General features: G+C 60.0%; 12 protein-coding genes. 7 read left to right on the plus strand and 5 right to left on the minus strand.

Annotated elements, in window-relative coordinates:
- Positions 1-63 precede the first annotated feature (63 nt).
- On the minus strand, positions 64-1,404 hold the full coding sequence (locus tag HU767_RS25685) for a diaminobutyrate--2-oxoglutarate transaminase family protein (RefSeq protein ID WP_186730801.1): 1,341 nt from the start codon (positions 1,402-1,404) through the stop codon (positions 64-66).
- Between the two features lie 258 nt (positions 1,405-1,662).
- On the opposite strand from HU767_RS25685, the gene HU767_RS25690 reads away from it, so the two are divergent.
- Genes HU767_RS25690 through HU767_RS25700 form a run of 3 tightly spaced genes read left to right on the plus strand, consistent with a single transcriptional unit; the run spans position 1,663 to position 7,300 of the window.
- Positions 1,663-3,093, plus strand: a complete 1,431-nt coding sequence (locus HU767_RS25690; RefSeq protein ID WP_186730802.1) for an efflux transporter outer membrane subunit — start codon at positions 1,663-1,665, stop codon at positions 3,091-3,093.
- 47 nt (positions 3,094-3,140) lie between these two features.
- Positions 3,141-4,193, plus strand: coding sequence for an efflux RND transporter periplasmic adaptor subunit (locus HU767_RS25695; protein ID WP_346343480.1), 1,053 nt, complete (start codon positions 3,141-3,143; stop codon positions 4,191-4,193).
- The gene (locus tag HU767_RS25700) at positions 4,190-7,300 is read left to right on the plus strand and encodes an efflux RND transporter permease subunit (protein ID WP_186730803.1); all 3,111 of its coding nucleotides are present in this window, start codon (positions 4,190-4,192) and stop codon (positions 7,298-7,300) included. Before HU767_RS25695 ends, HU767_RS25700 begins: the two co-directional genes overlap by 4 nt.
- A gap of 23 nt (positions 7,301-7,323) precedes the next feature.
- Here HU767_RS25700 and HU767_RS25705 read toward each other — a convergent pair whose 3' ends face one another.
- The gene (locus HU767_RS25705; protein WP_186710335.1) at positions 7,324-8,190 is read right to left on the minus strand and encodes a helix-turn-helix transcriptional regulator; all 867 of its coding nucleotides are present in this window, start codon (positions 8,188-8,190) and stop codon (positions 7,324-7,326) included.
- A gap of 29 nt (positions 8,191-8,219) precedes the next feature.
- A complete protein-coding gene (locus HU767_RS25710) occupies positions 8,220-8,993 on the minus strand; it encodes an acyl-homoserine-lactone synthase (RefSeq protein ID WP_186730804.1) in 774 nt (257 codons plus the stop codon).
- Between the two features lie 627 nt (positions 8,994-9,620).
- Between HU767_RS25710 and HU767_RS25715 the strand changes: the two genes are divergently transcribed.
- Positions 9,621-10,220, plus strand: coding sequence for a threonine transporter RhtB (locus HU767_RS25715; RefSeq protein ID WP_186710337.1), 600 nt, complete (start codon positions 9,621-9,623; stop codon positions 10,218-10,220).
- 36 nt (positions 10,221-10,256) lie between these two features.
- Here the strand turns inward: HU767_RS25715 and HU767_RS25720 are convergent, their stop codons facing one another.
- A complete protein-coding gene (locus HU767_RS25720; RefSeq protein WP_186730805.1) occupies positions 10,257-10,985 on the minus strand; it encodes a LuxR family transcriptional regulator in 729 nt (242 codons plus the stop codon).
- A gap of 389 nt (positions 10,986-11,374) precedes the next feature.
- Positions 11,375-14,029: an excinuclease ABC subunit UvrA gene (locus HU767_RS25725; protein WP_186730806.1), complete on the minus strand. Its 2,655-nt coding sequence runs from the start codon at positions 14,027-14,029 to the stop codon at positions 11,375-11,377.
- A gap of 194 nt (positions 14,030-14,223) precedes the next feature.
- On the opposite strand from HU767_RS25725, the gene HU767_RS25730 reads away from it, so the two are divergent.
- The 3 genes from HU767_RS25730 to nosZ all read left to right on the plus strand — a co-directional run bounded on the left by HU767_RS25730 (position 14,224) and on the right by nosZ (position 20,332).
- The gene (locus HU767_RS25730; protein WP_186730807.1) at positions 14,224-15,702 is read left to right on the plus strand and encodes a hypothetical protein; all 1,479 of its coding nucleotides are present in this window, start codon (positions 14,224-14,226) and stop codon (positions 15,700-15,702) included.
- Between the two features lie 488 nt (positions 15,703-16,190).
- Entirely contained in the window at positions 16,191-18,359 is a 2,169-nt protein-coding gene (locus tag HU767_RS25735; protein WP_238349521.1) for a NosR/NirI family protein, read from the plus strand.
- Positions 18,360-18,412: 53 nt separating this feature from the next.
- Entirely contained in the window at positions 18,413-20,332 is a 1,920-nt protein-coding gene (gene nosZ / locus HU767_RS25740; RefSeq protein ID WP_186710342.1) for a TAT-dependent nitrous-oxide reductase, read from the plus strand.
- The last annotated feature ends 24 nt before the right edge of the window (positions 20,333-20,356 follow it).

Consider the following 20,356-nt stretch of genomic DNA (forward strand, 5'->3'; position numbering starts at 1 on the left):
TTGGGGCCGCTTCGCGACCCAGCGGGAGCAAGCTCCCTCGCCACAGGAATTGTGCCTGGCGCCTTATACCGTCACGCGTGCTGCATGGGGGCGTGTTTCGCCAACCTTCCTCACCGCCTGTTCGAAGCGGTCCAGCACCATGCCGACCTCGGTCTCGGTGATGGTCAGGGGCGGAAGGAACCGGAGCACTGCGCCATGGCGCCCGCCGGTTTCCATCATCAAGCCATTGTCGAAGCAGTTGAGCTTGATGGCGTGTGCACGTGCGCCGTCAGCCTGGCCGGCGCGCTGGTTGTCTGCCGGCTGGGTGATTTCCACGCCGATCATCAACCCGCGCCCACGGATGTCGCCGATGAATGGACAACGCCGAGCGATGTCCTGCAGGCCGCTCTCCAGCCGCTCACCCATTCGCGCGGCATGGGCGACGAGATGGTCTCTGCGGATTCGCTGCATGGTGGCGGCGCCGGCAACCATCGCCACCTGATTGCCGCGGAAGGTCCCCGCATGCATGCCAGGCCCCCAGGTATCCAGATGTTCGGCATACACGATCACCGCCAATGGGTAGCCACCGCCGATGGCTTTGGACAGCACCAGGATGTCGGGGACGATGCCGGCGTGCTCGATGGCGAAGGTGCTGCCGGTGCGCCCCAGGCCGGTCTGGACTTCGTCGACGATCAGCAAGATCTCCTGCTCCAGAGTGATTTCCCGCAGGGCCCGCAGCCAGTTGGCCGAGGCCGGGATGCAACCGCCTTCGCCTTGCACCACCTCGACGATGACCGCCGCCGGCTTGGCGACGCCGCCTTCGGGGTCTGAGAGGACGGTGCGGATGTAGTCGATGGACAGTTGATCGGTGTGCTCGCCATGGGTGCCGAACGGGCATCGAAACCGATAGGGAAAGGGCAGGAAGTGCGTGCCTTGGGCGATCAAGCCATCGCCGGATTTGGGCGACAGCTTGCCCATCGCCGACAATGCGCCGGCCGTCATGCCATGGTAGCCGCCGTGGAACGCCATCAAAGGCGAGCGCTTGGTGTAGTGGCGTGCCAACTTGATGGCGGCCTCGACCGCATCCGAACCGCTGGGCCCGCAGAAGAGAATCTTGCTGGTGTCACGCATTGGCGCCGGCAGCATCGAAAACAGTTCCTGCACGAACGCATGCTTGGCCGGCGTGGCCAAGTCCAATGCCTGCTGCAGATGATCGCTGGAGAGGAAGCGCATCACCGCGTCCCGGACTTCGGGTGGATTGTGTCCGAGGGCCAGTGTGCCGGCGTTCGACAGGCAATCGAGAAACTCCTGGCCGCTGGCATCCTTGATACGCATGCCTTTGCCGCTGACGAACAGTCGCTGGAAAGTCTGCGCATAGGTACGTGCGTTCGATTCGATGTTTTCGAGGTAATTGAGTGCTTCCATATTCGATCATCCATTGGCTATGGAAAGTGAACCGAGCGGGGGCGGTTGCTGCTCGACAGCAAGTGCAGCCATTACTTGGCAAGTCGAGCTCATTTCAACAGGCCCCCGCCGTTATCGCGAGTTTTCCTGCCGGCAGCTGTCCCCAATTTCCACGCCAGACATCGGAACGGGCGCGGGGTTAAATACCTGCCACACCGCTGAGTTGCGCCGGAGCCGGGTGCCTTGCTGTCTTCACCTTTGACGCCCTTTGAGAACCCTATGCCTGCCATCAAGCCCCCAGGAAGAATATTGTGGGTGACACTGTGTGCGGTGGCCTTGAGTGGTTGCGTATTGGGCCCTGACTATCGGGTGCCAGACGTTCCGATTGCCGCCCAGTGGCAGGCACCGGTGCCACATGGTGCGTCCGTGGCCGGGTTGACTGACTGGTGGCAGCAATTCGATGACCCGGCGTTGGCCGAACTGTTGCGTCTGGCCGAAGCCGATAGCCCGTCCATGGACCAGGCCTGGGCCAATATTTCCCTGGCCCGTGCGACCGCCGACAGTGACGCCGCCGATGCCTTGCCCAAGTTCGATGGCAGGTTGTCCGGTGGTCGAGGCGGGCAGCAGACCGGTTCTGAACGCCTGGGGGGCTCAGGCTCTTCGGCCACGATGGATGCCGCCTGGGAGCTCGATCTGTTCGGCAAGTTGCGTCGCAACAATGAAGCGGCCAGCTCCCGCGTCGAAGCACGGGTGGATGACTGGCATGACGCGCGGGTTTCGCTGGCGGCCCAAGTCGGTGATTACTACGTGCAATACCGGGGCTGCCAGAAGTTGGCACTGGCCTACCGTGACCAGTCCCAGTCACAACAAGACACTGCACGCATGACGCACCAGTCGTTCGGGGCGGGCTTCACGTCCTCCGCCGACGCAGCGCTGGCCGATGCCAGTGCCGCCAGCAGCGCCGCGACCCTGGTCCAACAGCAGAGCGAATGCCAGGTGCTGCTCAAGAGCCTGGTGGCGCTGACAGGCAGCGATGAACGTCGATTGCTGGAAGTGCTCGGCCACACCCCGGCGCAACTGCCGCAACCGGCAGCACTCAATGTGCAGCAGATTCCGGCCGACTTGCTGCGTCAACGCCCGGACGTCGCTTCCAGTGAGCGCGAGCTGGCAGCGGCGAATGCCGAGATTGGCGTCGCCCAGGCTGATCGCCTGCCGAGCTTGAGTCTTTCCGGGACGATTTCCGTGGGCACCATGGTCGGGCAGCGCAACCGCTCCTGGTCATTGGGCCCGGTACTGTCGATTCCGCTGTTCGACGGTGGCAAGCGTCGCGCGGCGGCGCAGGGGGCCAAGGCCTCCTATGACGCAGCCCTCGCGATCTACCGCCAGACCTTGCGCACCAGTGTGATGGAAGTGGAGCAGGCGTTGGTGCGTCTCGATGCGGCCCGTCGCCGGGAGTCGGATGTAGAGCGTTCCACCGCCGGTTTCCGGGAGTCTTTCGAGGCCATCGACCGCAGTTGGCAGGCTGGCAACGTCAGCCTGCTGGACCGGGAAACCGCACGCCGCCAGGCGCTGACCGCCGAGATCGAATTGATCAGCTTGCAGCAGAATCAGGTGCGCTACTGGATTGCCCTGTACAAAGCGCTGGGAGGCGGCTGGCAAGCCGACCAGCCGCTGGCGCGGAATCGCCCATTGAGCGGAGACGGCGCGTGAGGTCGAGATCGGGCAAGTACGCGTTGGCAATCGTTGTGTGCGCGCTCGTGGTGGCGTTGATCTATTTTCGCCGGGGCACTGAGCCGGCCGAGGCCGCGCCCCGGGTCAGCAGCTTGAGCGTGGAAGTCGTCCAGGCGCAACGCCAGGTCTGGCCGCAATTGTTGTTTGCCACTGGCGCGCTCGCACCCTGGCAGGAAGCGGTGATCAATGCCGAGACCAGTAACCTGCGCATCGCCAGCATTGAGGCCGATGTAGGCAGCCGGGTAAAGAAAGGTCAGTTGCTGGCCACGCTTGCCAGCGAAACGGTGATCGCCGAAGAAAACAAACAGAAGGCGCTCCTCGCCCAGGCCGAAGCCAACCTGGAACAGGCCCGTTCCAATGATCGGCGGGCCCGGGTCGTCGGGCAGGGCGGGGCACTGTCGGAACAACAACGCGAAGACTACCGAATCAAGGTCGCGCTCGCCGAGGCTGATCTCGCCAGTGCCCGCGCCGAACTGCAGAGCACGCGGATCCGGCTCGGACAGACGCGCATCGTCGCCGTCGACGATGGCGTCATTTCGGCGCGCACGGCGCTGCTCGGCAAGGTGCTCTCCGCTGGCGACGAGCTGTTTCGCATGGTGCGCGACAGCCGCATCGAATGGCAGGCCGAGCTGGATGCCCGTCAACTGGCCCAAGTGCAGCCTGGCCAGGTCGCCCGCATGACGTTGCCCGATGGCCAGAGCCTGGAAGGGCGGGTGCGGTTGGTATCACCCACGTTGAATACCAAGACCAGCCGGGGATTGATCTATGTCTCTCTGCCAACCGACAGCGCCGCCCAGGCCGGCATGTATGCCAGTGGCCAGATCGAACTGGCGCCGCGGGAGGCCGTCACGGTGCCGGACACAGCCGTTATCCTGCGGGACGGGCGCTCCTATGTGTTCACGCTCAATGACAACATGCATGTGGTCCAGCGGCCGGTGGTGGTCGGCCGGCGCATGCATCAGGCCGTGGAGATCCTCAGCGGCCTCGATGAGCCTGCGCGCATCGTGCGTGCCGGCGGTGCGTTCCTCAACGATGGCGCGAGCGTGACCCTCGTTCAATCCCAGGTCGCCCAGCCATGAACATTTCAGCCTTGTCGATCCGCCATCCGGTCCCGGCCGTCATGCTGTTCATCCTGCTGACGCTCTTTGGATTGGCGGGCTTTGAAAGACTCGCCATCCAGGACTTTCCGGACATGGACCTGCCGGTGGTGGTGATCAGCGCCTCGCTGGAAGGCGCGGCCCCGGAGCAATTGGAAACGGAAGTGGCGCGCAAGATCGAGGACAAGCTGACGTCCCTGCGCCTGCTCAAGCACGTGACTACGACCATCACCGACGGTGCAGTCAACATCAACGTTAGCTTTGATATCGACAAGGATGGCAACGAGGCGCTCAACGAAGTGCGCAACGCGGTCGACAGTGCCATGGCGCAACTGCCGGCGAGCCTGGATACACCGTCGGTTGCCCGACTGACCACCAGCGCCTCGGCGTTGCTGACCTATGTCATCGACTCCGACAACCTGGATGAAGAAGCCTTGTCCTGGTTCGTCGACAATGAGTTGAGCAAACAGCTGCTGGCGGTGCCCGGGGTGGCCATGATCGCGCGTACGGGCGGGGTCGATCGGGAAGTCCAGGTCGATCTCGACCCTGCGCTGATGGCGGGCCTGGGCATTCGCGTCGCGGACGTCGCCAACCAGTTGCGGGCCATGCAGAAGGACAACTCCGGTGGACAGGGCAACCTGGGCAGCGGTCAGCAAGCCATGCGCACCTTGGGCGCCATTGATGATCCGGCGGCCCTCGGCGCTATCGATATTCCCAGTGGCGACGGGCGCCTGCTTGCCCTGGGGCAGTTGGCCGACATTCGTGACACCCATGCCGAACGTAGCTCGCGGGCGTTTCGCGATGGCCGGCCGGTGATCGGTTTCCAGGTCACGCGTTCCCTGGGATTCTCCGATGTCGGCGTCGCCAATGACGTGCGGCAGGCCATGGCCACGTTTGAGGAACAGCACCCCAACGTGCAGATCGTTGAGGTCAGTGACACGGTCAAGGCCGTGCTCGCCAACTATCACGACTCGATGAATTTGCTGTACGAAGGCATGCTTTTAGCGGTGCTGGTGGTCTGGTGGTTCCTGCGGGACTGGCGCGCCACGCTCATCGTCGCCACGGCGCTGCCGCTGTCGATCATCCCCACTTTCGGCGTGATGTACCTGGCCGGGTTTACCCTCAATTCCGTTTCGTTGTTGGCCCTGGCGTTGGTCATCGGTGTGCTGGTGGACGATGCCATCGTCGAGATCGAGAACATCGCGCGGCACTTGCGTATGGACAAGACCCCGCTCCAGGCCGCCACCGAGGCCGCGGATGAAATCGGCCTGGCGGTGCTCGCCACGACGGTCACCCTGGTCGCGGTGTTCCTGCCCACGGCGTTCATGGGGGGGATCGCCGGGAAGCTGTTCCGCCAGTTTGGTGTGACGGCGTCGGTTGCGCTGCTGTTCTCACTGCTGGTGGCGCGGCTGCTGACGCCGATGATGGCGGCTTATTTCCTCAAGGCGAGGAACGAAGCCGACCATGACAGCGCCTTGATGACCCGTTACCTGGGCTGGATTCACCTCAGCCTGACTCGGCGCAAGACAACGATGGCTCTGGCCGGCCTGTGCTTCGTCGCAGCTCTGGCGTTGGTGCCCTTGCTGCCCACCAGTTTCCTGCCTGCCCAGGACACCGGCCATAGCAAAATCACATTGGAGTTGCCGCCAGGAACGACGCTGGAACACACCAGCGCAATGGCCTTGCAGGCCAGCGAGCGGCTGCGTGAGCTTCCTGACGTTACGCATGTGTTCAGCTCTGTGGGGACCGCCAGCAGTTCCGGCTCGAGCCCTGCCGATATCACCGGTGCTGGCGATGCGGTCCTGACGGTGGAACTTGCACCCCGGGATGCACGCGAGCGCAAGCAGGTGGAGGTGGAAGCGCAGATGCGCCAGGTGTTGCGCACACTCCCGGGCGTGCGCATCAACGTTGGCGGCGATGGCAGCGGAGAGAAGCTCAATATCGTTCTTGCCAGTGATGACGGCGATCTGCTGGAGCGCACGGCAAGCGCCCTTGAGCCCCAGTTACGGGAGCTGCGCGGGATCGGGAACGTCTCGTCAAGCAGCGCCTTGCAACGACCGGAAATCCAGATGCGACCGGATTTTGCCCGGGCGGCGGAACTGGGCATCACCAGCCAAGACATCGCCGATACCTTGCGCATGGCGACTTATGGCGAATACTCCTCGCAACTGGGCAAGATCAATTTGTCCCAGCGCCAGGTGGACGTGCGGGTGCGCATGGATTCGCTGTTGCGCGACGACTTGCAGGCGATCAGTCAATTGCGAGTAACCGGTCGAGACGGCCAGGTCGCCCTGGCCTCGTTGGGGGACATCAGCATGGGCAGCGGGCCGGCGCAAATCAGCCGGCTGGACCGTCTGCGCAATGTCACCCTGTCTGTAGAACTCAATGGTCGCAACCTGGGTGAGGTCATGGCCGAGGCCCGCCAACTGCCAGTGATGCGCAACTTGCCAGCCGAAGTGAAGCTGGTGGAGCAGGGCGAACTGCAGTTGATGACGGAACTGTTCGCCAGCTTCGGCCTGGCCATGGCCATTGGCGTGTTCTGTATCTACTCGGTCCTGGTGTTGCTGTTCCACGACTTCTTGCAACCGGCCACGATTCTTTCGGCACTGCCGCTCTCGCTGGGTGGCGCGTTATTGGCCTTGCTGATCTGCAATTTCAGTTTTTCCCTGCCATCGGTCATTGGCTTGTTGATGCTGATGGGTATCGTGACCAAGAACTCCATTCTGTTGGTGGAGTACGCCATCGTGGCTCGCCGCGATTACGGCCTGGGTCGATACGATGCGTTGGTGGATGCTTGCCACAAACGTGCCCGCCCGATCCTGATGACAACCGTTGCGATGGGTGCCGGGATGTTGCCGACCGCAATGGGAATGGGCGAGGACCCGAGCTTCAGACAGCCGATGGCGGTGGTGGTCATGGGTGGTTTGTTGACATCGACACTGTTGAGCTTGCTGGTGGTACCGGTGATTTTCACTTACGTGGACGATGCGTTGGAATGGGTGAAGCGTTGCACTCGATCGCCAAGGGAGGACGGTACGGCGGAGGGAGGGAACGATATTCCCCCAACAAATACTCGACTCGGTCAGTGAGTGAGCAACCGTTGGGGGGAGTTTTATACGGCTTGTTGAATCGCGTTATTGCCATTCCATTCCATGTGAGCCGGTGTGGCATCCATCGAATGCATCCAACGGATCAGCGAACGACGCCCGCCAATCCCCATCTTTATGGCGGCGCGCTTCAGATAACTTTCAACGGTATTGACTTTCAAGTTCAGTTGCTCGGCAAGTTCGGGGGCGGTGCGCCCGGCCAGCAGCCCCACACACACTTCCGTTTCACGAGAGGACAAACTCAATCCCGATAGAAGCAGTCGATCAGCGAAGCGTTGACGCAGTGCTTCCATACCGCCATTTTCCGAAGCGTCCAACGCCAGGAACGGATCCTGCCGGGTGGACTCCGGTGGAACAAGCGCCGCTACATGCTCCTCGACCATGGGCAATAAAAGACAGGAAAAATCCTTCAGCAGTGCATGTTCTTGGGCGGTAAATCCTTTTGAAAGAGGCGAACGGTAAATAGACAGTACATAACGACGGCCGTTCTTTCGGGTGCTCAGGTGTAACTGGGTCGTTGTGCTGTAGGCAGGCACTTTTTCCGAGCGTTCGCATTTAAGCAAGCATCGGGAGAAGTTGGGTATTTTTTGCGGCGTTGCGTCTTCGAAGAGAATGTCGTCGGCCAGGAAAAATGGCTTGGCGGTATGCGTGTCCATGAGGGCGCCGACGCAAGCGTTGTCCATGCCGACGCAGCCTAGGCTGGAAGTGCTGGGTTCTGACATATTACTTGTGCCGATCCGTTGCTCGGTAATATGTGTGGCGTCCACGGGGATTTCCGTAAGTATCAAGTCATGCAACATGCGCGGGAAATGGCGGCTACCTGTACTGGCAATGACTTTACCAACGTGCGGGAATAATCGTTGTAGGTTCATCCTTTCTCCAAAATCATCCAATTATTTGATTAAAGCTGCAGCTCAGTGTGCATGGGTATCTTTGCCGGAATGTTTCGATCGGCGAGTAGCTGGGGAGTGTCCAGGGATTTATGGAGTCTATCTGACGAGCGGTGTGTCATGCGTGAATGGGTAAATACAGTTGCTCGGTGGATGGCGTTTTTGCTGAGGACCTCCTCATAAGTTTTCAAAGTGCATGGCAATGTGCCGTAAATGATCTGCTCTCCCTTCGAGCCTAATGCGCTGTTGATTCTTTCAATTGGCCAGCCAGAACGTTTCAGGATCTTTTCCATCAAGGTGTCAACGACAATTTCATATGTGTGAATTTTTTGTTGTTGGGCAAACTTAATCATTGACAGGAAAAGTGCCGCTGTGCGAATGTCTACATTAGCTCGGGTGAGTTTTCTCGTGGAAAGATTATTGGCTGAAAGTGCAAATCTAGTGGCTTCCCAACAGTGATTCAAAGGCGGTCTGGTTTTTTCAGTGGGAAGAATAAAGCTCAGGGACCCATTCATCAATGTGGGTTTGCTGGAGGCGCGTAGTCGAACACAGCCGGTGACACGGTCGTTTTCATGGGCGTAGAGATAGAGCGCGTCGGGGTCGTCGTATTCATCCCACTCATAATCGCTGCCTTGATAACTTTTAATGTCCCATTTCTTTCGATCGATGAAGGCGAGTTTTCGAATGGACAATATTTGTTCGAGGGTTTCGAGGGGGATGTTTGAGTAGCTTACGATGCGGGTGGATACGCCGGAAAATTCATAGGTGCACGGGGAGTAGTTCATCGGTGCGACTTCTTGGCTGCAGGTGAAGCTACTGTTAACTTTGCACTAAGGTATTTCAACTGTCCTAAAGTACAGTCTTTGATTTATAGAGTGTGTAGCCTAATTAGGGGGCGGTGCGCTGGCGGGGCGCCTTATAAGTAGAGGGGTACTCGTTAGTTGTGGATTTGTATTGCTTGGTATCCAAAAAAGTATAGGTGCGAAATGGTGGCAAACTGGTGTTGATTAAAGGGTGTTGCCTGAAAATGAAATAAATCTGGCCTCTTGTTTTTTTGACGATCCTAAAAATGTCACCCATAACAGACTGATATTATTTTGTTCAAAAAATTGACGCTCTGAAAATAAACTTCAGTGCCTGTAAACAAAAGGTCATCTAGTCGTGGGCGCGGTGACTTTCTATCGCGGGTTGACTCACGGACAGGGAGTCCAAGGATTATGGATCGGCGAGCGGGTTGAAGAGGTGTGGCACATTGATGGTGGTCTAGTGTGATTGCTCTATTTAAGTTGGTTGTCTGACCTCGTATGACTGAGTTGCTGACTTCATGGCTCTGCCTGAAATCATGCGGAAGGATGATGGATCGATCTGACCCTGGAAACTGGCCGTACCGGCTGCTGATATGGATGGATACTATGAATTATATTGCGCTTTCGTTGTTGACCGTGTTGTTGGTTCCGGGACCAACGAACTCATTGTTGTTGCAAGCGGGTATAAGTAAAGGGCTCAATTCGCTTTCGATGCGCTTCGTTGCAGCAGAATGGTTGGCATACGTTATTCAGATGACGATGTGGGGAGTATTCATTGACTTACTGATAACCGATCACTCGTGGGTAGTGATCGCCACCAAGATCTTTGCTGTGTGTTTTCTGTTTTATATTTCCTTGAAACTTTGGTTCTCGGTAAAAGACCATGGGCCTGGCGCAACGACGGGTATTACCGTTCCGGATTTATTCGTGGCAACGCTGACGAATCCCAAAGGCTTGTTTTTTGTTTCCTTCGTTGCGCCGGCGGGAACATTCCTGTCGCTGGATAGTTGGCTGTCGTTCATGCTGCTATTTTCAGCCATTATTTTTCCGGTAGGGTTGGTGTGGATTGCGGCTGGCGCTTTTTGTGGTCGAAAGTTCCACGCGATTGTATCCGGGCGGTTTTTAAATCGAGCCATTTCCCTGGTGATTGGGTTGTTTGCCTGCGGCATGCTTTTCAATATCGCATCCCAGGTGAATTTCGCCTGAGTGTGCTCTGGTATTAAAGTTGAGTGGCGACGAATGTCAGATGAGGTTCAACTGCGCCGCTTTGAACATGGCTTGCTTGACGTTGGTGCACTCCATTTTTTCAGTCATTTGCTTGGCATGAAATTTCACTGTTCGTTCGGTGATATTCATGATCAAGCCAATTTCCTTATAGTTTTTTCCAAGCGCAAGCCAGCGCAAGAATTCTATTTCCCTGGGCGATAGCTTGAGCGTGCTTTCTACACCGACCTCAAGCGGGCGGTGCTGGTTGGCAATGATGCTGAGCGTCTGAATAATGACCATATTCTCCCTGACAATAGTTGGGAAGTCAGGATCATTCTCTTCCGAGGACAAGTGAATAGAGCCGAACGATCTGCCCGGCTCATGAATCGGAATGGTGAACCCTTGCTTGATGCCATAGGACGCGGATTGATCAAATATTTCCGGGTTATTGTCCAGTTCTTGTGGAATTTCATCCCAGAAAAAAGGCGTGGCGGTAATGGCTGTGTTGGCCATGACCGGATCTGATTTATGCAATGAATTTCTGCGGTAAGTGTCCACCCATTCAGCGGGGTAATTGCTGTGGATGGAGACTTTGGCATTATCGAAGGGTGCGGCCTCCAGATGAACATAAGCAAACTTTTCAAGCCCTAGTTTCGAGAACATCCAACCGAGTATCTCGGTGTACTCGTCGTGGCTTTTCCCTGGAATATTATTCTCCACCTCTTGAATTAAATTGAACAGGTGGCTTGGAATAGGCTTGAGCATAATGGATGCGCTCGAAAAATATTAATGTGAATACCTTTACACAGTCAGGTATGTCACCTTGATATTCGCCAAGCGGAGTAGATGAGTTTTACAACCTCAGCACCCATCACCACAGGCGGTTTTGTGGCCGCGATCGGAGCTGCGAAGGGGATTGGTATATCGGGAGGGCACATCCAATTCATCGGGGGGTGCTTCAGCGCGCGATAATAACCCCTCATCCCGCAGTGTAAGGTTTGTTCTTTCAGTTGGGGTGATGTCATTTTGCGTCCTTGCCAGTGCAACCTCAGCCCATTGCCCCCTGAGGTTGCAGTTAATTACATCGACTGAAACGATTAACTGGGGACAGTATAGACAGCTTTTCCGCAACAGCGAGAAACATTGAAAAACCTCTATTTTTCATGCTGCAAAGCCCTTTTCAGGAACCCTGCTGTTCGACTCTCCCGGGACTTCGCCACACTCTTCGGAGCCCCACAAGCGACCACCTTTCCGCCCTGGGTTCCAGCGCCCGGGCCAATATCGATGACCCAGTCACTCTGCGCCACCACCCGCATGTCATGTTCCACCACAACCACCGTATGGCCTTCATCCACCAGGCGATTCAACTGCACCAGCAAGCGGTCCACGTCCTGGGGATGCAACCCGTTGGTGGGTTCGTCCAATACATATAATGTCGTGCCCCGGGCCTTGCGCTGCAGTTCCGTCGCCAGCTTGATCCGCTGGGCTTCGCCGCCGGACAGCTCCGTAGCCGGTTGGCCCAGGCGCAGGTAACCCAGTCCGATATCCTGCAGCACGTGTAACGAACGCCTGGCCGCCGCTTGCTCGGCAAACACCTCGAGCGCCTGGTTCACGGTCAGTTGCAAGACCTGGGAAATGTCCAGGCCCTGCCAGCGAACCTCGAGGGTCTGCGGGTTGTAGCGCGCGCCGTGGCAGGTGGGGCAGGGGGCGTACACGCTGGGCATGAACAACAATTCGACGCTGACGAAACCTTCACCTTCGCAGGTCTCGCAGCGACCCTTGGCGACGTTGAAGGAGAAACGCCCGGCATCGAACCCCAGCGCCTTTGCCTGCTCAGTGGCAGCGAACAATTTGCGCACGTGATCGAACAGCCCGGTGTAAGTGGCGAGGTTGGAGCGCGGGGTGCGGCCGATGGGTTTCTGGTCTACCTGGACCAGCCGCTTGACCGCGTCGAGCCCGGCGGTCACGCGCCCAGCGCTGGTTTGCACGGGTTCGTCTTCCAGGCTTTGCTCGTCGGGCTCGGCGTTGGGGCTGGCCTGGCCCAGGTGGGCGCCCACCAGATCCAGCAGGGCCTGGCTGACCAGGCTCGATTTGCCGGAGCCAGAGATACCGGTCACGGCGGTGAAGCAGCCCAACGGGAAGGCCGCGCTCAGGTTGTCGAGGTTGTTGCGGGTTATACCTTCCAGGCGCAGCCAATCCATGGGGGCGCGCGGGCTGCGTGTCGTGGCGTGTTCTTCACTAAACAGGTAGGCGCGGGTGCGTGATTCGGTGACCTGGCCAAGGCCGGCCGGTGGGCCGCTGTAGAGGATTTTGCCACCTTGTTCGCCAGCGTCCGGGCCGACGTCGATGAGCCAGTCGGCACGGCGCATGGTGTCGAGGTCGTGTTCGACTACAAACACCGAATTGCCCGCTGCCTTGAGGCGTTGCAGGGCGCCAAACAGCGCTTCGCTGTCGGCCGGGTGCAGGCCGGCGGAGGGTTCGTCCAGCACGTAGATCACGCCGAACAGCTGGGAATTGAGTTGGGTCGCCAGGCGCAGGCGTTGCAGTTCGCCGGACGAAAGCGTCGGCGTGCTGCGTTCCAGGGCGAGGTAGCCGAGGCCCAGGTCGATCAGGGTGGTGATCCGTTCCAGCAGCTCCGCGGCGATGCGTTGGGCGGCCAGGCGCTTTTCCAGGGAGAGGTTGGGTGTGTGGCGGGCGTCCGGTCCACCGGCGTGGGGGTTTTCGCCCCGGGCGGCGCGTTGTTCCCGGGCCTTTCGGGTTTGCTGGTGACTGAGGACATCCCCTGTTTCTTCGGCCTGTTCAAGGTAGTCAGGGGCCTGGACCCGCTTGAGCACCTCGGCCAGTTCGAGCAGGGACAGGTGCGACAGCTCGGCGATGTCCAGGCCGGCAAAGGTCACGGTTAGCGCTTGGCGCTTGAGGCGCTTGCCTTCGCACACGGGGCAGGGGCTGGCGCGCATGTATTGGGCCACGCGTTTGCGCATCTGGGCGCTTTGCGAATGCATGAAGGTGTGCAGCAGGTAGCGTCGGGCGCCGCTGAAGGTGCCTTGGTAGCTGGGTTCGAGCTTGCGCTTGAGTGCTTCGCGAGTTTGGGCCGGGGTCAGTCCCGCGTAGACGGGAACGGTCGGGGTTTCTTCGGTGAAAAGAATCCAGTCCCGTTGTTTTTTCGGCAGGTCGCGCCAGGGGATGTCGACGTCATAGCCCAGGGTCACGAGGATGTCCCGCAGGTTCTGGCCTTGCCAGGCCATGGGCCAGGCGGCCACGGCGCGCTCGCGGATGGACAGCGACGGGTCCGGCACCATGGAGGCTTCAGTCACTTCATAGACTCGGCCCAGGCCGTGGCATTCCTGGCAGGCGCCTTGGGGCGTGTTGGGCGAGAAGTCCTCGGCGTAGAGCATCGGTTGGTCGGCCGGATAGCTGCCGGCGCGGGAGTAGAGCATGCGGATCAGGCTCGACAGGGTGGTGACGCTGCCCACCGACGAGCGCGCGCTGGGTGTGCCGCGCTGTTGCTGCAAGGCAACGGCCGGGGGCAGGCCCTCGATGCTGTCCACGTCTGGCACGCCCACCTGGTCGATGAGGCGCCGCGCGTAGGGCGCGACGGACTCGAAATAACGACGTTGGGCCTCGGCATAGAGCGTGGAAAATGCCAGCGACGACTTGCCGGAACCCGACACTCCCGTGAACACCACCAGGGCATCACGGGGAATGTCCACGTCGACGTTCTTGAGGTTGTGTTCTTGAGCACCGCGTACCCGGACGAAACCGGTGGTTTGAGGCAATGAAGAGGCGGCGGGGCCGGAGCGTGGGGGCATGGAGCGTTCCTTGTGGGCATCTGCTTGTCGTACTGGGGCGGTCAGGTGAGGCGGCGTCACGGGAAGAATGTAGCCTGGATCACAGCGCTGACATTTATGCGACCGGGTTTGGCCATTCTCGTGCGATAAAAATTTACTCCGGACAAAAGAGATGAGAAAAGCTTCGCAGTTTTCCCCTGGATACGGACCTCCCCATGTCTCGTTCAAAACTGCTCTCTCGATTATTTGTCGCGCTGCTGGTCGGCGCGGCGCTGTGGTACATGTGGATGCTTGCCAGTGCCAAGCTGGAGTGGGGCGGCGACGGCCCTGATCAGCAGCAAGTGGGCACCGTGAAGGATACTCGCTTGCGCGCGATGACCCAGTATTGCACGGGCGTGACGGTGACACCGCAGGGGACTTGGCTGGTGGCGCGGCTGGAGGAAGAGGCCCGAACGTTCGAGCCGTCCGCGGACGTCGTCAACTTGGATGCGGTGGTCTATGGCAAGCCCGCCGAGACTGAAGAATCGGAGGAGCCCAGCACCTTTTCCCGTTTGTTCTCTCGTGGGGAAACGGAAACTTCCTTCATTTCCCGCCTGGATGACAAGGGGCAGTTTCAGCTTGTGGCCCATGTCAGCGGCGCCGCTTGTCTTGTGGCCAGTCCCGATGGGACCAGTGTGTTCCTGCTCACGGGCCTGCGTCGACCTGAGACGGCGAATGCCCCGGAGCCCGATCAGACCGTGGTCTTTCGCAGCGACGATCAAGGCCAGCGTTGGACGTGGTTGACCCAGGGTTGGTTTCCCGAGGCCGATTCGTTGGCCTGGAGCCTGGTTCCCTATTTCCACGGCGTGAATGAAGTCTGGGCCGTGGGCACGCCGGACGGGGTGAAGGAGGACGGCGATGAAGCAAAGCCGATTGCCGTTTCCACCGGCGTCTTTTACTCGGCTGATCGCGGTGCGCACAGCTCGCCGATCATGGCACCCGAGTCGCTGCTCGTATCTGCCGAATACGCCCATGGCAAACGCCCGGACATCACTGGCTGGCACACCAGCGAAGGCGCAAATGGGACCGTCCGGACCAGTGTCCTGCAATTGGACGCGCAGACGGCCTTTATCTGGGTCTCCCAACGCTTCTGGGGCAGCCACCCGGATGGCGTCAGTGACAATATCGCAGTTAACGTCACGACACGGGCGCGGCTGCTAGCCAAGGCTGGGCAGTGGCGGGTCGTGGAGGTGCAGCGTGCCGACAACCTGTTCGTGAACAAGGTGCTGCAGAACGACGCCGGGCGGGTGATGGGGCTGATTGACCAGGGCGACCACGGGCAAGCTGTTGTCGCCGAACTGGACACCGCCGCGCTGACCTGGACGCCCATGGGGGAATTGCCCAGCGTGTTTTCACCCCTGGCGTCGCAGACCCAGGTGCGTGGCGATAATCTATGGATGGGACAAGACACCCTGCTGATCAACACCACCAGCGAGCACCATCCACCGCGCTGGCTCTATGGGTGGTCGGACGCGAACGTCTCTGCCAATGGGGTGTTCTATTCCAAGGATTGGGGCCGCTCCTGGCAACGCCTCGCCATCGGCGGTTACCTGGGTATCCTCGGTTTTCAACCGGCCCAGGACCGGGTGATCTGGGCCAACGGCAACTGGTACGACAGCAATGACGGCCGTGTCTATTCCTATGGCTTGCGCTGAACCCAGACAGCCCCTGACACACGGCTGAACGGCTGTTGTGGCGAGGGAGCTTGCTCCCGCTGGGCTGCGCAGCAGCCCCAAGGCCAGGCGCCGCGGTGTGTCAGGCTGATGTGGGCAGCTTCATGGGGGCGCTTCGCGCCCAGCGGGAGCAAGCTCCCTCGCCACAAAAACGGCCTTCATTTGCTGGACGTCCGGGTGTGCTCACGGATGGAGAGTTTAGTTTTTGAAGAAGTGGAACTCGAAGCGTCCCTGGCGACATTCCAACGCAGGAGCGAGGGAACGATCGACAGCCCCTGAAACACGGCTGAACGGCTGTTGTGGCGAGGGAGCAAGCTCCGTCGCCACAACAGCGGCCTTCATTTGCTGGACATTAGCGTCTGCTCACGGATTCGGCGTTTAGTTCTCCCGAGTTGATTTCAATCAAGGGCCCATGCCAGGGGCGGGCCCCACAATGATCGCCAAGATCCTGTCTTCAAGCCCTGGCGCTCATGACCCGTCCCTCTGTGATGTTGCACCTATCCCGCTCCTGGCTCCCCGGGCTGTTCGTTCTACTGCTGATGTTCGCTGGAATCGTCCAGGCCAAGGACTACGGTGACCTCCCGCAACAACGCATCCACCACGTCCTGGGCTCGGTCGATTCGATCTCCGAACCCGACGGTCCCTTCAAGGTTCGCAAGCTGTCCGCCGCTGGCAAGGTCGCGGGCTACGTGTTCCAGAGCCTGGATGTGGTGGACATTCCGGCGTATTCCGGCAAGCCGATCAACGTCCAGGTCATTCTCGATCCTGCCGGGGTGATTCTCGACGCCTATGTGCTTGAACACCACGAACCGATCCTGCTGATCGGCATCGCCGAAGAAAAACTCCACGGCTTCAGCGCGCGCTACAGCGGCATCAAGGTCAACCAGCGAGTGGTGGTAGGGCATTCCAGCGACCCGAATGCGGTGACGGTCGATGCGATCGCCGGCGCCACGGTGACCGCCATGGTGGTCAACGAAGTGATCATGCGCGCCGCCCACGATGTCGCGGTGTCCCTCGGCCTGGTCAAGGGCGATGCGGGATTGGCCGTGGCACCGGCGCGGGTGCGCGCGGATATCTACGAGGCTGCCGACTGGAAGACCTTGACCGGCAACGGCGCGGTCCGTCGCCTGCACCTGACCCGTGGCCAGGTCGATGCGTCCTTCAAGGGCACCGAAGCCGAACAGGTCGAGACCGCCAGCGGCGAGCAGGTGAACGACACCTTCATCGACCTCTACGCCACCCACCTCAACCCACCCACCATTGGCCGAAACCTGCTGGGCGAGGCGCAATACCGCACGCTGATGGCCGAGCTCAAGCCGGGCGAACAAGCCATTGCAGTGATGGGCAGCGGTCGTTATTCCTTCAAGGGCTCGGGTTACGTACGCGGCGGCATTTTCGACCGGGTGCAGTTGCGTCAGTCCGGCGACACCATCAGTTTTCGCGACCTGGATTTCCAGCGCCTGAATGATGTGGCCCTTGATGACATGCCGGACTTCGATGAAATGGCGATTTTCATCATCCGTGCCGCCCACCGTTTCGACCCCGGCTCGCCCTGGAACCTGGAGCTGCTGGTGCGCCGCCAGACCGGTCCGGTCAGCGGCACCTTCAGCAGTTTCGAGCTGGCCTATCAACTGCCCGAACCCTACCTGGAACGGCCATTGCCCACCGCCGAGCAACTGGCGGCCGCCGAAGAAGCCGGCCGGCCAATGTGGTTGACACTCTGGTACCAGAAAAACGTGGAGATTTCGGTGCTGGGTGCGGCGTTGCTGGTCCTCACCGCGATCCTGTTTTTCCAGGATTCACTGGCCCGGCGGCCCACGTTGTTGCACTGGGTACGTCGCGGTTACCTGATATTCACCGTGGTGTTCCTGGGCGGCTTTGCGCTGGCGCAGTTGTCAGTGGTCAACGTGCTGACCTTCGTCCACGCCCTGTTCGAAGGCTTTCGCTGGGAACTGTTCCTCACCGATCCGCTGATCTTCATCCTCTGGGTGTTCACCGCCGGCAGCATTCTGTTGTGGGGACGCGGGGTGTTCTGCGGCTGGCTGTGTCCGTTCGGCGCGTTGCAGGAGCTGATCAACGAACTGGCGCGCAAGCTCAAGGTGCCCCAATACGAGCTGCCGTTCGCCGTGCATGAGCGGCTGTGGGCGATCAAGTACATCATTTTGCTGGTGCTGTTCGGCGTCTCGCTGGAGTCGATGTCCAGCGCCGAACGGCTGGCCGAAGTGGAGCCGTTCAAGACCGCCATCACCCTCAAGTTCGACCGCCAGTGGTGGTTCGTGGCATACGCAGCGGGCCTGCTGGTGATCAATGTCTTTACCCGCAAAGTCTATTGCCGCTACGTCTGCCCGCTGGGCGCCGCCTTGGCGATGCCGACCCGCCTGCGCTTGTTCGACTGGCTCAAGCGCCGCAAGGAATGTGGCAACCCCTGCCAACTGTGCGCCAAGGAATGCGAGATCCAGGCGATCCATCCCGATGGCCGGATCAACGCCAACGAATGCCACTACTGCCTCGACTGCCAGATGACCTGGCACAACGAAAACAAATGCCCGCCGCTGATCAACAAGCGCAAGAAGCGCGGCAAGGCGGCCGTGACCGATGCGCAACTGATTCCCGTGGTGCAGGTGAACCCGGCGCCTTGAGGCACCCCAATGGCCTGTCCCTTGACCGTTTCATTCTTCATGGAGCACACAGCATGAGCGACAAAAAAGACCAAGTCCCTGGCGCGGTGGAAGCGCCCCGGGGTGTCAGCCGGCGCAGTTTTCTCGGCACCGGTGCGGTGACGGGCGCGGTGCTGGCCGGCGCCACGGCGCTGGGCGCCGGGACGTTCACCCGCGAGTCCTGGGCAGCGGCGGCCAAGGAAGCCAAGTCCAAGATCCACGTCGGGCCCGGTGAGTTGGACGAATACTACGGGTTCTGGAGCGGCGGCCACCAAGGCGAGGTGCGGGTGCTGGGTGTGCCGTCGATGCGCGAGCTGATGCGCATCCCGGTGTTCAACGTCGATTCGGCCACCGGTTGGGGGCTGACCAACGAGAGCAAGCGCATCCTCGGTGACAGCGCCAAATACCAGAACGGCGACTGCCACCACCCGCACATCTCCATGACCGACGGCAAGTACGACGGCAAATACCTGTTCATCAATGACAAGGCCAACTCCCGGGTCGCGCGCATTCGCCTGGACATCATGAAGTGCGACAAGATCCTCACCGTGCCCAACGTCCAGGCCATCCACGGCTTGCGCCTGCAGAAGGTGCCGTACACCAAGTACGTGTTCGCCAACGCCGAGTTCGTGATCCCGCACCCCAACGACGGCCATACTTTCGACCTGCAGGACAAAAACAGCTTCACGATGTTCAACGCCATCGATGCCGAAAAAATGGAGATGGCCTTCCAGGTAATCGTCGACGGCAACCTGGACAACTCCGACGCCGACTACACCGGCAAATACGCCGCCAGCACCTGCTACAACTCCGAGAAAGCCTACGACCTGGGCGGCATGATGCGCAACGAGCGCGACTGGGTGGTGGTGTTCAACATCCCGCGGATCGAGGCGGCGATCAAGGCCGGCAAGTTCATCACCCTGGACGGTTCCAAGGTGCCGGTGGTCGATGGCCGCAAGACCGACGGCAAGGACTCCGAGTTCACTCGCTACATTCCGGTGCCGAAGAACCCCCACGGGCTCAATACCTCGTCGGACGGCAAGTACTTCATCGCCAACGGCAAGCTGTCGCCCACGGTCTCGATGATCGCCATCGACCGCCTGGATGATTTGTTCAACGACCGTTACAAGGACCCGCGCGAAGTGATCGTCGCCGAGCCCGAACTGGGGCTTGGGCCGCTGCACACCACGTTCGACGGGCGCGGCAACGCGTACACGACCTTGTTCATCGACAGCCAGGTGGTGAAGTGGAACATGGACGAGGCCATCCGCGCCTACAAGGGCGAGAAGGTCAACTACATCAAGCAGAAACTCGACGTCCAGTACCAGCCGGGCCACAACCATGCGTCCCTCACCGAAACCAGCGAGGCGGACGGCAAGTGGCTGGTGGTGTTATGCAAATTCTCCAAGGACCGCTTCCTGCCCACCGGCCCATTGCACCCGGAGAACGATCAGTTGATCGACATTTCCGGTGAAGAGATGAAGCTGGTGCACGACGGCCCGGCCTTCGCCGAACCCCATGACTGCATTCTCGCGCGGCGCGACCAGATCAAGACCCAGAAAATCTGGAACCGCAACGATCCGTTCTTCGCCGACACCGTGGCCCTCGCGAAGAAGGACGGCATCAACCTCGAAACCGACAACAAGGTCATCCGCGACGGCAATAAGGTACGGGTGTACATGACGTCGATGGCGCCGGCCTATGGCCTGACGGAGTTCACCGTCAAGCAAGGCAACGAGGTGACCGTGACCATCACCAACATCGACCAGATCGAAGACGTGTCCCACGGTTTTGTCATGACCAACCACGGCGCCAGCATGGAGATCAGCCCGCAACAGACCTCATCCATCACCTTCACCGCCGACAAGGCCGGCTTGCATTGGTACTACTGCAGTTGGTTCTGCCACGCCCTGCACATGGAAATGGTCGGCCGCATGCTGGTTGAGAAAGCCTGAGTCATTCATCAAGGAGACAGGCGC

The organism is Pseudomonas sp. SWRI179, from assembly GCF_014268705.1.
Classification (GTDB): Bacteria; Pseudomonadota; Gammaproteobacteria; order Pseudomonadales; family Pseudomonadaceae; genus Aquipseudomonas; species Aquipseudomonas zanjanensis.